The sequence below is a fragment of the Luteimonas sp. AC640a genome (assembly GCF_979256585.1).
Map to the genome: position 1 here is coordinate 671,680 of NZ_CEEDOV010000010.1, position 12,698 is coordinate 684,377.

General features: G+C 66.9%; 11 protein-coding genes. 4 read left to right on the forward strand and 7 right to left on the reverse strand.

Annotation, left to right across the window (positions count from 1 at the left end; all coding sequences use genetic code 11):
- The first annotated feature begins 169 nt into the window (after window positions 1-169).
- Entirely contained in the window at window positions 170-460 is a 291-nt protein-coding gene (gene ubiK / locus ACZ9YD_RS12085) for a ubiquinone biosynthesis accessory factor UbiK (RefSeq protein ID WP_465075456.1), read from the forward strand.
- A 10-nt stretch (window positions 461-470) separates the two neighbouring features.
- Window positions 471-1,982, forward strand: a complete 1,512-nt coding sequence (locus tag ACZ9YD_RS12090) for a YifB family Mg chelatase-like AAA ATPase (protein WP_465075457.1) — start codon at window positions 471-473, stop codon at window positions 1,980-1,982.
- Window positions 1,983-2,004: 22 nt separating this feature from the next.
- Here the strand turns inward: ACZ9YD_RS12090 and ACZ9YD_RS12095 are convergent, their stop codons facing one another.
- Window positions 2,005-2,967 carry a DUF4349 domain-containing protein gene (locus ACZ9YD_RS12095; RefSeq protein ID WP_465075458.1) on the reverse strand — a complete coding sequence of 321 codons (963 nt, stop codon included), beginning with the start codon at window positions 2,965-2,967 and terminating at the stop codon, window positions 2,005-2,007.
- A gap of 196 nt (window positions 2,968-3,163) precedes the next feature.
- Here ACZ9YD_RS12095 and ACZ9YD_RS12100 point away from each other — a divergent pair, with 196 nt between their 5' ends.
- Window positions 3,164-5,257 (forward strand): S9 family peptidase, encoded by a 2,094-nt coding sequence (locus tag ACZ9YD_RS12100; RefSeq protein ID WP_465075459.1) that lies wholly within the window; start codon window positions 3,164-3,166, stop codon window positions 5,255-5,257.
- Window positions 5,258-5,541: 284 nt separating this feature from the next.
- Here the strand turns inward: ACZ9YD_RS12100 and ACZ9YD_RS12105 are convergent, their stop codons facing one another.
- The 4 genes from ACZ9YD_RS12105 to aceB form a co-directional block, all read right to left on the reverse strand.
- A complete protein-coding gene (locus ACZ9YD_RS12105; protein WP_465075460.1) occupies window positions 5,542-5,862 on the reverse strand; it encodes a hypothetical protein in 321 nt (106 codons plus the stop codon).
- Window positions 5,863-6,025: 163 nt separating this feature from the next.
- Window positions 6,026-6,316 (reverse strand): hypothetical protein, encoded by a 291-nt coding sequence (locus ACZ9YD_RS12110; protein WP_465075461.1) that lies wholly within the window; start codon window positions 6,314-6,316, stop codon window positions 6,026-6,028.
- Between the two features lie 98 nt (window positions 6,317-6,414).
- On the reverse strand, window positions 6,415-7,746 hold the full coding sequence (aceA, locus tag ACZ9YD_RS12115; RefSeq protein WP_465075462.1) for an isocitrate lyase: 1,332 nt from the start codon (window positions 7,744-7,746) through the stop codon (window positions 6,415-6,417).
- Window positions 7,747-7,820: 74 nt separating this feature from the next.
- Window positions 7,821-9,437, reverse strand: coding sequence for a malate synthase A (gene aceB, locus ACZ9YD_RS12120; RefSeq protein ID WP_465075463.1), 1,617 nt, complete (start codon window positions 9,435-9,437; stop codon window positions 7,821-7,823).
- A gap of 123 nt (window positions 9,438-9,560) precedes the next feature.
- Here aceB and ACZ9YD_RS12125 point away from each other — a divergent pair, with 123 nt between their 5' ends.
- Window positions 9,561-10,529, forward strand: coding sequence for a LysR family transcriptional regulator (locus ACZ9YD_RS12125; protein ID WP_465075464.1), 969 nt, complete (start codon window positions 9,561-9,563; stop codon window positions 10,527-10,529).
- A gap of 220 nt (window positions 10,530-10,749) precedes the next feature.
- Here the strand turns inward: ACZ9YD_RS12125 and ACZ9YD_RS12130 are convergent, their stop codons facing one another.
- On the reverse strand, window positions 10,750-11,931 hold the full coding sequence (locus ACZ9YD_RS12130) for an ABC transporter permease (RefSeq protein WP_465075465.1): 1,182 nt from the start codon (window positions 11,929-11,931) through the stop codon (window positions 10,750-10,752).
- A complete protein-coding gene (locus ACZ9YD_RS12135; RefSeq protein ID WP_465075466.1) occupies window positions 11,928-12,674 on the reverse strand; it encodes an ABC transporter ATP-binding protein in 747 nt (248 codons plus the stop codon). The genes ACZ9YD_RS12130 and ACZ9YD_RS12135 overlap by 4 nt, the downstream gene beginning before the upstream one ends.
- Window positions 12,675-12,698: the final 24 nt, after the last annotated feature.

Here is a 12,698-nt window from a genome sequence, read left to right on the forward strand (position 1 = left end):
ACGCGACGCCCCACACGATCGCTGCAACCGCGGCTTGTCGCGGTCCTACCCGCATGCTGTAGTGCCGCCCCGCCAGGCGCCGGGATTCCCCTACCGCGCCCCAAGGCCGCTGCCGACGGCATGCATTCAACCGCCGGGCGAGTCTGGCCATGCAATCAAGGACACCGTGATGATCGATCTGAACTCCGTCGACGAACTCGCCCGCCGCCTCAGCAGCCTGGTGCCGCCGGGCCTGCGCGAGAGCCGCGAAGAGATCCAGGAAAACTTCAAGGCCGTGCTGCAGTCGGGCCTGACCAAGCTGGATCTGGTGACCCGCGAGGAATTCGAAGTCCAGCGCGCGGTGCTGCTGCGCACGCGCGAGAAGCTCGAAGCGCTGGAAGCGCAGGTGCGCCAGATCGAGGCCCAGTCGTCGCCGGCGAGCGCCGCGTCGACCGGCAACGTGAGCAACACCGCCCACTAGAGGACACACCATGGGACTTGCGCTCGTGCACGGACGTGCGCGCGCAGGCATCCGCGCCCCAGAGGTCAAGATCGAAGTGCATCTCGGCGGCGGCCTGCCGTCGATGTCGATCGTCGGGCTGCCGGAAGCCGCGGTACGCGAAGCCAAGGACCGGGTCCGCGCCGCGATCCAGTGCGCGCAGTACGAATTTCCCGCACGCCGCATCACCGTCAATCTCGCACCCGCCGATCTGCCCAAGAGCGGCGGCCGCTTCGATCTGCCGATCGCGCTGGGCATCCTCGCCGCGAGCGGACAGATTCCAGCCGACGCGCTGCGCGACTGGGAGTTCGTCGGCGAACTCGGCCTGACCGGCGAACTGCGCGCGATCGATGGTGCGCTGCCTGCCGCGCTTGCAGTCGCCGGTACCGGACGTTCGCTGCTGGTGCCCGCGGCGAACGGCCCCGAAGCCGCGCTCGCGTCCGATGTGGCCGTCCATACCGCCCGCACGCTGCTCGAAGTCTGCGCGATGCTCGGCGGCCAGAAGTCATTGCCGCAGGCGGTGCCACCACCGCAACGCGAGGTGCCGACGATCGACTTGCGCGATGTGCGCGGCCAGGCGCAGGCGCGACGCGCGCTGGAGATTGCAGCGGCTGGCGGACACCACCTCCTGCTCGTTGGACCGCCCGGTTGCGGAAAGACACTGCTGGCGTCGCGACTGCCCGGCCTGCTGCCACCCGCAAGCGAGGCCGAAGCACTGGAGACCGCGGCGGTGCTGTCCGTCAGCGGGCGCGGACTGGATCCGACCGCCTGGCGCACGCGCCCGTTCCGCAATCCGCATCACACCGCCAGCGCGGTCGCGCTGGTGGGTGGCGGCGCCGAACCGCGACCCGGCGAGATTTCGCTGGCGCACAACGGGGTGCTGTTTCTCGACGAATTGCCGGAATGGCAGCGGCACGCGCTGGAAGTACTGCGCGAGCCGCTGGAATCGGGTGTCGTCACGATCTCGCGCGCCGCGCGCCAGAGCGAGTTCCCCGCGCGCTTCCAGCTGGTTGCGGCGATGAACCCGTGCCCATGCGGCTGGGCCGGCGACGTCTCCAGCCGCTGCCGTTGCAGCAACGACCTCATCACCCGTTACCGCGCACGCATTTCCGGACCGCTGCTGGACCGCATCGATCTGCATGTCGATGTGCCACGCCTGCCACCGTCGGCACTGCGCCCCGATGCGCCTGGCGGCGAACCCAGCGCCGACGTCGCCGCGCGCGTCGCGTCTGCACGCGAAAGACAGTACGCGCGTGCCGGCACGCTCAATGCCCAGCTCGATCAGAGCACGACCGCGCGCGACTGCCGCCTCGCGCCGAAGGACCAGGCACTGCTTGAGCGCGCGATCGAGGCTCTGCACCTGTCGGCCCGTTCGATGCACCGCATCCTGCGCGTCGCGCGGACGATTGCCGACCTCGATGGCAGCGAGGCCATTGCCACGCCGCATCTCACCGAGGCGTTGGGGTATCGGGGCGCCAACGCAGGACGCTCGCCCCAGGCCTGAGCCGGTGTGCGGCGTCGAATGCCTAGCTTTTCCTTTGCGTGCGCACGCGCATCCAGGCACGCGCGACCAGCACGGCGACGAGTACGAACACCCACAACGGCCACATGGCCACCAGACCGACCGTGACATCGAGCACGCCCTGCCAGCCGCCGCGCAGCGCCTGTCCGATCCGGGCGAAGAATCCCGGCCGATGCTGCGCGAATGCCGCATCCGGATCCGGCCGCTCGCTGCGCCGCACCTGCGACGGCTGATACAGCGACAACGACAGCGTCGCGAATGCAATGCGGTCTTCGACCTCGCGTTGCGCGACGCGGGCGTCGTCGCGTGCAGCCAGCGCCTGCTCGCGAGCGGCGAACGCCTCGCCTTTGCGGTCCAAGCGATCCTCGTCACGGACGGCCTGCGCCAGCGACTGCTGCAAGGTCTCCGACCGCGCATGGGCGAGCTGCTGGCGCAGCAGATCGAACTGCACATCCCGGGCCTCGAAGTCGCGGCTGTCGAGGAACGTCATCTGCGTGGCGAGTTCACGCAGGAAGACCTGCGCGCGATCGCTGGGCACCCGGACGACGAGCTCGCCCTGTGTCGTGTACTCGGTCAGTTCCAGCAGTCGTCCGTCGCCGATCCTGTGGCGTCGCACCTCCTGTGTATCGGAACGGATCCGGTTGGAGACCACGAATCCGTCCTGACTGGCCGCAAGGTCTTCGATGGCGAGCGCCGACCGGTAGACATCGTCGACCGAGAACCGCACGTCCGCGGTCCGCACGAAACTCCGGCCAGGATCGTTCTGGGTCATCGCGCCGGATGCCATCTGCACGGGCGCGTCGACCGTTGCGCCCGCAGCCGACGCGTTTTCCGCAGAGACGACCTCGGCCTGCGGCGCGTCCGCAGACGTCATCTCCTCCGCCCCGCCGGGCTGCCTCGCGCAGCCGCTCATCAGTATCGCCAGCACGCATGTCGACCACCACGCAACGCGTCGGAACTCGTGCATGAATCTCTCCAGAAAGAGTCGGGGAAAAGCGGATGACGCTGGATGCGCGGAACGCGCAGCGCGCGATCGAGCATCGTGCCCCGCACAGACCTGCGCCACCCTGCCATCGGTCACGCCGAGTACTTAACGGGTTTCCAACACGTCCGGCAGGCCGTCGCGCTAGCGTCAAGCGGCACAACTCACCCGGGGAATACCAATGCGTCAACTCATGCTCGCGACCGGCATCGCCGTCGCGCTGACCGCGTGTGGCGGTCGCAACGAACCTGCCGATGCTGCCGCGCAGGCACCCGCCGCCGCCCCGCCGACCACGCTCGCCGATGTCGAACTCATTCCGCGTGAGGCACTCTTCGGCAATCCTGAACGTGCCGGCGTGCAGCTGAGCCCCGACGGCAAATACCTCAGCTGGATCGCACCGGTCGACGGCACGATGAATGTCTGGGTCGCACCGGCCGACAATCCGGGCGCGGCGAAGGCAGTCACCCAGGACACCGCGCGCGGCATCCGCAGTTATTTCTGGACCTACAAGTCGGGCACGCTGCTGTATCTGCGCGACACCGGCGGCGACGAGGATTTCCATCTGTTCGCAGTCGATGTCGACAGCGCGCAGGCGCGCGACCTGACGCCGTTCCCGAAGACCACCGCGCAGGTCGTCGGCGTGAGCCATCGCCAACCCGACACGCTGCTGGTCGGCATTAACGACCGCGACGCGCAGTGGCACGACCTCTACAAGGTCGATCTCGCCAGCGGCGCGCGCATGCTGGTCGAGCAGAACAGCGACCAGATCGCCGGCTACATCGCCGATGCCGATTACGCGCTGCGCTTCGCCTCGCGCAGCCGGCCCGATGGCGGCATGGACGTCCTGCGTCGCAACGGCGATGCCTGGGAGGTGCAGGACGACATCCCGTTCGAGGACGTGCTGACCACCGCGCCGGCAGGTCTCACCGAAGACGGCAAGACGCTGTACATGTCCGATTCGCGCGAACGCAACACCGCCGCGCTGTATGCGATCGACACCACCAGCGGCGAGAAGACGCTGGTGCACCAGGATCCGCGCGCCGATGTCGGCGGCAGCCTGACCGATCCGCGCACCGGCGTGCTGCAGGCAGTGTCGGTGAATTATCTGCGCGAGGAATGGACGACGCTCGACGATTCGATCAAGGCCGATCTCGCCAAGCTCGAAGCGATCGGCCCGGGCGAGGTCTCGATCAACAGCCGCACGCTCGACGATCGCCACTGGCTGGTCGCGTACTCCGCCGCTGAATCACCGGTGGTCTATTACCGGTACGACCGCGGCGAGAACGGCGCCGAAGGCACGCTGACCGAGCTGTTCTCCGGCCGCCCTGCGCTGGACGGCAAGCCGCTGGTGCCGATGTGGCCGCTGAAACTCAAGTCGCGCGACGGCCTGACCCTCGTCAGCTATCTCACCCTGCCCAAGCACGCCGACGCCGACAACGACGGCAAGGCCGATGCGCCCGTGCCGATGGTGCTGCTGGTGCACGGCGGCCCATGGGCGCGCGACGGCTACGGCTACAGCGCGATGGACCAGTGGCTGGCGAATCGCGGCTATGCGGTGATGAGCGTCAACTTCCGCGGCTCGACCGGTTTCGGCAAGGACTTCACCAACGCCGGCAACGGCGAGTGGGCGGCGAAGATGCACGACGATCTGATCGACGCCGTGCAATGGGCGGTCGACAGCGGCGTCACCACGTCCGACAAGGTCGCGATCATGGGCGGCAGCTACGGCGGCTACGCGACGCTGGTCGGCCTGACGTTCACGCCGGAGACCTTCGCCTGCGGCGTCGACATCGTCGGCCCGGCCAACCTCAACACGCTGCTGTCGACGGTGCCGCCGTACTGGGCGAGCTTCTTCGAGCAGCTGACCCGGCGCATGGGCGATCCGCGTACCGATGCAGGCAAGGCCTGGCTGACCGAACGCTCACCGCTGAGCCGTGCCGACGCGATTACCAAGCCATTGCTGATCGGCCAGGGTGCCAATGACCCGCGCGTGAAGCAGGCCGAGAGCGACCAGATCGTCGAGGCGATGACCGCGAAGAACATTCCGGTCACCTATGTGCTGTTCCCCGACGAAGGCCACGGCTTTGCGCGGCCGGAAAACAACAAGGCGTTCAATGCGGTGGCCGAAGGCTTCCTCGAAACCTGCCTCGGCGGGCGTTCGCAGCCGATCGGCGAAGAGTTCAAGGGCTCGAGCATCACCGTGACGACCGGTGCCGATGGCGTGCCGGGCCTGGCGGATGCGCTGAAGTCGCATACGCAGGAAGTGCGGAAGTAACAAGTGTCACCGCGGCGTTCGCGCCGCGGGATGCGCCTGATGCCCCAGCGCCCCGCACGGCACGGTTTATCTCACTGCAGGCAGAAAACCGTTCCGATCCAACCTGCGGACACGTCACGTAAGACCGCTTCCAACGTCGCGTGCAATCGCCCCGGAGCGACGCCATGCCTCGTCCACATCTCACACGCGAGCACGCCACGCTTATCGCCATGCCCGCTCGGCGAAAAAAAATCACGAATTGGCCGCCATGGCGGACCGACGCACTTTTCAGATCGAAACGTCCGTCAGATCCCCAGATCCTGGCCGCGCGGTGTGCCGCGCCGATAGCGAAGCGCATCGAGCGTATCTTCGCGCGCCTCTTCCTTGGATGCAGCCGACCTGCAGATACGCGTCGCCCGCTTGCTTCCGATGGGCTTCTCATGCCGGCAGATCGTCGGCTCCTCGGCCGCGGCCTGGGCGGGCCGCACGGGCTCGGCCGCAGCGACCACCGGGGCCGCTTCCGCCGGCGCAACCACGGCGGGCGCGGCGACATCCTGGGCAAAGGACACTGGAACAACTATCAGACTGAGGGCAAAACATGCCGCGGCAAGGCCGACCGATCGCATCGGTTGCTCCTAGAAAGTGAGTTGGCTGTCGACCCTACCCCACTTGACGCGGCCTTGCACCAAAACGCCCCATTCAGGCGCACGTGAAGTGGCGGACCGCGTCGAGAGCCGCCTGATGAGGTCATCGGGGGTGTAAGGCGCACCCGCGCGCCTTGCACCGATTTCAGGACTGGTCTGGTCGCGTGGGCTGACTTTTTTTCCGCCGCATCGCCTCTTCCGCCGCGCGTCTTTCGACACGCGCCTCTTCCGCCGTCCTGCAAAGCCGCGTCACGCGGTTACTGCCGGTCTGCCTGGTCCGCGTGCAGACCAGTGCCTCTTCGTCCTTCTCCACGCGCTCCTCCTGGGCCGCGTTCACCACGCTGCTTTCAGCAGCAGGCTCCTGCGCGATGGCGGTGAACGCAGCGGGTATGATCAGAAACGCTGTCAATACGGCGGTCAATCGGGTTCGGGTCATCCTTTTCTCCGAGCTGTCGCGGGATATCGACACTATCGTTCAGTCGACCGCCACGCTTTGCCGTATCTGGCGATAACGCCTTCACCCGCATCGCCGAGTCAGGCCGCCCTGGTTTCATAGAACTGTTCTTCTTCCGTCGAACCCGTCAGCGCAGTCACGCTCGACGCGCCGCCCTGGATCACCGTGGTCACGTCGTCGAAGTAGCCGGCGCCGACTTCCTGCTGGTGCGAGACGAAGGTGTAGCCCTTGTCGCGCGCGGCGAACTCGCGTTCCTGCACCTGTTCGACGTAGTGCTTCATGCCTTCGCCGCGGGCGTAGTCGTGGGCGAACTGGAAACTGTTGAACCAGTTGATGTGAATGCCGGCCAGGGTGATGAACTGGAACTTGTAGCCCAGCGCCGCCAGGTCCTCCTGGAAGCTTGCGATCTGGCGGTCATCGAGGTTCTTCTTCCAGTTGAAGCTCGGCGAGCAGTTGTAGCTCAGCAGCTTGCCGGGATGCTTCTCGTGCACCGCCTGGGCGAATTCGCGGGCGAAGCCGATGTCCGGCGTGCCGGTCTCGCACCAGACCAGATCCGCGTATGGCGCGTAGGCCACGCCGCGGCTGATCGCCTGCTCCAGACCGTTGCGCACCTTGTAGAAACCTTCCGCGGTGCGCTCGCCGGTGACGAAGGGCGCGTCGTTGGCGTCGAAATCCGAGGTGAGCAGATTCGCAGCTTCAGCATCGGTGCGCGCGAGCACGATCGCCGGCACCCCGAGCACGTCCGCGGCCAGGCGCGCGGCGACCAGTTTCTGCACGGCCTCCTGGGTGGGCACCAGCACCTTGCCGCCCATGTGACCGCACTTCTTGACCGCGGCCAGCTGGTCCTCGAAATGCACACCGGAGGCGCCGGCGACGAGCATGTTCTTCATCAGCTCGTAGGCGTTGAGCACGCCGCCGAAGCCGGCCTCGCCGTCTGCGACGATCGGCAGGAAGAAATCGATCGCCTCAGACTCGTCGAGCTTGCCGTCAGCGATGTTCTTCCACTGGATTTCGTCGGCGCGCTGGAAAGTGTTGTTGATCCGGCGGACCATCGTCGGCACCGAGTCGTAGGCATACAGCGACTGGTCCGGGTACATGGTTTCGGAGCTGTTGCCGTCGGCGGCGACCTGCCAGCCGGACAGATACACCGCTTCCAGACCGGCCTTGGCCTGCTGCATCGCCTGGCCCGCGCTGATCGCGCCGAAGGCGTTGACGTAGCCCTTCTTCGCCTCGCCGTTGACGAGGTCCCACAGCTTCTCGGCGCCGCGCTTGGCCAGCGTGTGCTCGGGCTGCACGCTGCCGCGCAGACGCACGACATCGGCGGCGGAGTACGGCCGCTGGATGCCGCTCCAGCGCGTGTTGGTGGTCCAGTCCTGCTGCAGGGCGTCGATCTGTTGCTGGCGGGTGGTCATGGCAGGTCTCCTTTGGAGCGGGATGCGGGATGAGTGATCTGGACGAGCGTCTGATCGGCGGCGATCACGGCGACTCAAAGCCGCGCGTACGCCGGCAATGTCAGAAAGTCTTCGAGCGTGTCGCGATGCGTCAGGTCTTCCAGCAGCGCGATGGCTTCGGGCACGCGCGCCGCGCCCGGGATGTCCTGACCGGAGAGCTTCGAAGGCAGCGACAGCAGCACCCGGTCAAGCAGCGCCTCGTCGATCGCAGTCCCGTCTTCGAGATGCAGCGGCGCGTGGCCGTCGTCGGCGTAGTGGATCCACTGCCAGAGTTGCGCGCGCGCGATCTCGGCCGTCGCGGCGTCTTCCATCATGTGGTGGATCGGCACGCAGCCATTGCCGTCGAGCCAGGCGGCGATGTACCGCACGCAGACCTCGACGTTGCCGTCGAATCCCGCGCGGCTGATCGTGCCGATGGACGGTGCGATCAGATCGTCGCGGTCCACCAGCACGTCGTCGCGCGTCATCGCGTGCTGGTGCGTGCCGCGCATGCGCTCGTCGAAGATCTGTTTCGCCAGCGGAATCAGTGCCGGATGCGCGACCCAGGTGCCGTCATGGCCCGCGGTGACCTCGCGCAGCTTGTCGGCGCGCACGCGCGCCATCGCCGCATCGTTCGCCGCGTCATCGCCGGCGATCGGAATCTGCGCTGCCATACCACCCATCGCATGCGCGCCGCGGCGGTGACAGGTCTGCACCAGCAGCTCCGAGTACGCCTTCAGGAACGGCTGCGTCATCGTGACCTGCGCGCGCTCCGGCAGCACGCGGTCGCGGTGGCGGCGGAAGGTCTTGAGATAGGAAAAGATGTAGTCCCAGCGGCCGCAGTTGAGACCGGCGATGCGGCCCTTCAGCGCGTGCAGGATCTCGTCCATCTCGAACACGGCCGGCAGGGTTTCGATCAGCACCGTCACGCGGATCTGCCCGGCCGGCAGCCCCAGCGTGCGTTCGATGTGGGCCAGCACGTCGTCCCACAGCTGGGCCTCTTCCATCGACTGCAGCTTGGGAATGTAGAAGTACGGGCCGCGGTCCTTCGCTGCCAGCGCGTGCGCGTTGTGGAAGGCGAACAGGCCGGCATCGAACAGGGCGCCCGACATCGGCGCGCCGTCTATGCGCACATGCTTCTCGTCGAGATGCCAGCCACGCGGACGCACGATCAGGACCGCACGTTGGTCCTCGAGCTTCAGCGCATAACGCTTGCCGGCGGGCGAGGTGAATGCCAGGGTGCCGGCGATCGCGTCGCGCAGCGCGCGCTGACCGGTCAACAGGTTGCGCCAGGTCGGCGAGGTCGAATCCTCGAAGTCGGCCATGTAGCAGCTGGCGCCGGAGTTCAGCGCGTTGATGACCATCTTCGGATCGACGGGACCGGTGATCTCGACCCGCCGGTCACGCAGCGCGGCCGGCAATGGCGCGACCCGCCATTCGGACTCGCGGATGCTGCGTGTCGCGGTGCGGAAGTCCGGCAGCGCGCCGGCATCGAAGGCGGCCTGGCGGTTCTGGCGTTCGGCCAGCAGGCCCAGCCGGCGGGCATCGAACCGGTCGTGTAGATCGGCCAGGAACGCGAGGGCGGCGGTGTCCAGGAGGTCGGCCGGGGTGCCAGCAGGCACGGTGGTGCGCGGATCTTCGGTGGGCGGAGCGGGCTTGATGACGGCATTCACGGGAGCGGTCCTTTCGCGTGCAGCGGCGGTATTGCGGTGCAGCAGACCGTCCTCCCATGCCGATTATTTGACAACCGAGTTCTGTCAATGACTATCATCAGCTGCGCTTATACGAGCAATCCCATGTCCGCCAAGTCCCCATCAGACCTCAGGTTTCCGTACAAGAGCGATCGACTCAAACCACTTCGCGCGTTCTGTCAGACCACGCGTTTGGGGTCAGTCTCACGGGCCGCCGAGGCGCTGTACGTCAGCCAGCCGGCAATTTCGCTGCAGTTGCAGGCCCTGGAACGCGAGCTGGGGGTCAAGTTGCTGGAGCGCAGCGGCCGGCGGCTGGTGCCCACGCGCGAAGGCGAAGCGCTCTACGCGCTGGCGATGCCCCTGGTCGAAGGGCTCGACGGCCTGCCGGCGGCGTTCCGGCGCGAAGTGGGCGGACTCGATGCCGGCGAACTGACGGTCGCGGCCAACAGCTCGACCATCCTCTATCTGCTGCCACGCATCGTCGATCTGTTCCGCCGCCAGCACCCGGACGTCCGCCTGACGCTGCAGGACGCGATCACCGCGGACGGCACCGACCTGCTGCGAAGCGACGCCGTCGACCTCGTGGTCGGCTCCATGGTCGATGTGCCCGGCGATCTCAGCTACGCGCCGGTCTACCGCTTCGACCCGATCCTGCTGACCCCGCCCGACCACGCCCTCGCCCGCGCGAAAACGCTCACGCTGGAGGAGATCGGCCGCTACGGCCTGATCCTCCCGCCGAAACGCCAGATCACCTACCGCCTCGTCGACCAGGTGTTCCAGCAGGCGCGGGTGCCCTACACGGTGGCGCTGGAAGTCGGCGGCTGGGAGGTCATCAAGCAGTACGTGGCGATGGGCATGGGCATCTCGATCGTCAGCTCGATCTGCCTCGACGACAGCGACAGCGCACGACTGGCGACGCGGTCGGTGTCGGCGTGGTTTCCGGCGCGCTCCTACGGCGTTGTCGTGCGCAAGGGCAAGGTGCTGTCACCGCAAGCGCGGGCCTTCATCGAGCTGATCCAGCCGGATCTGTTCGTGCGGCGGGATCATCAGGACGCTGGGCATTCGGAGCGGTAGCGGTGTTCTGTTTTCGCTGTTGCTGTTGCATTGTTCTTCAGAACGCCCTGCTCCAGATCGCAGACCTGGAAAACGCCGCACAGCCATGAGCGGCGCCCTTCGGGTAAGCGGGTGCATCGCGGCGTGACGAACAGCCGCCCCATGCGTCGAGACGTCTGACAAGGACAGGCAAAAAAAGCCCGGCACATGCCGGGCTTTCTTCTGAAGGCGAAGGCTGACGTCAGCCGGCAACCGCCAACTTCTCCTGCCCATATCGCCACACCGCCAGCAGCCACAGCGCGGCAGCCAGCGCCAGGCTCGCACCCAGATACACACCCCAGACTTCCGGTGCGATCGGTTCGGCGCGGATGATCTTCAGCAGCAACTGGTTCTGCGCGAGGAACGGCACGGCGAACTGCCACAGCTCGGTCTTGATCGGGTTGATCATCAACACGAAGCTCGGAACCATCGGCAGCAGCATCAGCCAGACGATGTGGCTCTGGGCTTCCTTCATGCTCTTGGCGGTCGCGGCGAGGAACGTCAGCAGCGACGTGCCGACGAACAGCATCGGCAGCAGGACCAGCAGCATCTTGCCGATGGCCATGAAGCTCACGTCGAGCATCCGCGCCGAGCCGCCGCCCATCTGCGCGCTGATCTTGAACGCGAGTAGGGTCAGCAACAGCGAACACATGCCGATGATGCAGGCCGCGGCGATCTTGCCGCTGACGATGGCGCCGCGGGAGGCCGGCGTGGCCAGCAGCGGTTCCAGCGACTGCCGTTCGCGTTCGCCGGCGGTGGCGTCGAGGATCAGGTACGAGCCACCGATGAAGCTCGACAGGATCAGCAGATACGGCAGCAGCACCGCCAGCATGATGCCGCGCTTGGCTTCCTCGGTTGCGGTATCGCGGGTGCCGACTGCGACCGGCTGCACCACCGCGGGATCAATGCCGCGGGCGAGCAGGCGCAAGGCGCCGACCTGCTGGCCGTACGCGGCAATCGCGGTACGCACACGACGCGTCGGCGTCTCGGCATTGCGGCGCGTGCTGTCGCTGATGATCTCGACCGTCGCCGGGCGGCCGGCATGCCAGTCCTCGGCAAAGCTCGCCGGAATCTCGATCGCCACGTCGATGTCCTGGCCGGCGATCGCGGCGTCGAGATCCGCCGGTGCATCGACGGCCTGGATACCGAGCGTCGCCAGATGCGCGACCAGATTCGGTGCGTGTTCGGCGCCGATCACCGGCACTTCCAGCACGCGGTCCTGTTCGGTTTTCATGCGTTTCTCGGCCATGAAGTTCATGCCCAGCATCAGCAGCGGGTACATCAACGGACCGAGCAGCAGCGCCATGAACAACGTGCGCCGGTCGCGTGCGATGTCGAGCAGCTCCTTTCGCACCACGCACCACATCCATTTCAGGTTGCTCATGCCAGCAGGCCCTCCTCGGAACCGATCGCACTGACGAATGCATCTTCGAGATTCGGTTTGCCGAACCGCTCGCGCAGTTCGTCGGCGGTGCCGTCGGCGACGACGCGACCCTTGGCGACGATGACGATGCGGTCACAGAGGGCTGCGACCTCCTGCATGATGTGGCTCGAGAAGATCACGCAGCGGCCGTCGTCGCGCAGCTTGAACAGGAACTCGCGCATCGCGCGCGTGGTCATCACGTCCAGGCCGTTGGTCGGCTCGTCGAGAATCACGTTGCGCGGGTCGTGCACCAGCGCGCGGGCGATCGCGGTCTTGGTGCGCTGGCCCTGGCTGAAACCTTCGGTCTGGCGGTCGAGAATCTCGCCCATGTCGAGCTGTTCGCTGAGCACACGCGTGCGCTCATTGATCTCCGCTTTCGACAGACCATGCAGCTCGCCGAAGTAGCGGATGTTCTCGCGTGCGGTCAAGCGCTTGTAGACGCCGCGCGCATCGGGCAGCACGCCGAGCACGCGGCGCACCGCAGCCGGGTCCTGCGCAGCGTCGATGCCGTCGACCAGCACGCGGCCGCTGTCGGGCTGCATCAGCGTGTAGAGCATGCGCAGCGTCGTCGTCTTGCCGGCGCCGTTGGGGCCGAGCAGGCCGGTGATACGGCCGTCCTCGGCGACGAAGTCGACGCCGTCGACGGCCTTGACCGCGCCGGTCTTCGTCTTGAACGCCTTGTGCAGTTGCTGGGCCGTGATCATCGGCGGAGCTCCGGAAGAAAGAGG

Bases quoted from the DNA above. Each gene is read 5' to 3' on its own strand.
- ACZ9YD_RS12105 (WP_465075460.1), bottom strand. From the start codon at position 5,862: ATGCGATCGGTCGGCCTTGCCGCGGCATGTTTTGCCCTCAGTCTGATA.
- ACZ9YD_RS12100 (WP_465075459.1), top strand. From the start codon at position 3,164: ATGCGTCAACTCATGCTCGCGACCGGCATCGCCGTCGCGCTGACCGCG.
- ACZ9YD_RS12130 (WP_465075465.1), bottom strand. From the start codon at position 11,931: ATGAGCAACCTGAAATGGATGTGGTGCGTGGTGCGAAAGGAGCTGCTC.
- ACZ9YD_RS12135 (WP_465075466.1), bottom strand. From the start codon at position 12,674: ATGATCACGGCCCAGCAACTGCACAAGGCGTTCAAGACGAAGACCGGC.
- ACZ9YD_RS12110 (WP_465075461.1), bottom strand. From the start codon at position 6,316: ATGACCCGAACCCGATTGACCGCCGTATTGACAGCGTTTCTGATCATA.
- ubiK (WP_465075456.1), top strand. From the start codon at position 170: ATGATCGATCTGAACTCCGTCGACGAACTCGCCCGCCGCCTCAGCAGC.
- ACZ9YD_RS12125 (WP_465075464.1), top strand. From the start codon at position 9,561: ATGTCCGCCAAGTCCCCATCAGACCTCAGGTTTCCGTACAAGAGCGAT.
- ACZ9YD_RS12090 (WP_465075457.1), top strand. From the start codon at position 471: ATGGGACTTGCGCTCGTGCACGGACGTGCGCGCGCAGGCATCCGCGCC.
- ACZ9YD_RS12095 (WP_465075458.1), bottom strand. From the start codon at position 2,967: ATGCACGAGTTCCGACGCGTTGCGTGGTGGTCGACATGCGTGCTGGCG.
- aceA (WP_465075462.1), bottom strand. From the start codon at position 7,746: ATGACCACCCGCCAGCAACAGATCGACGCCCTGCAGCAGGACTGGACC.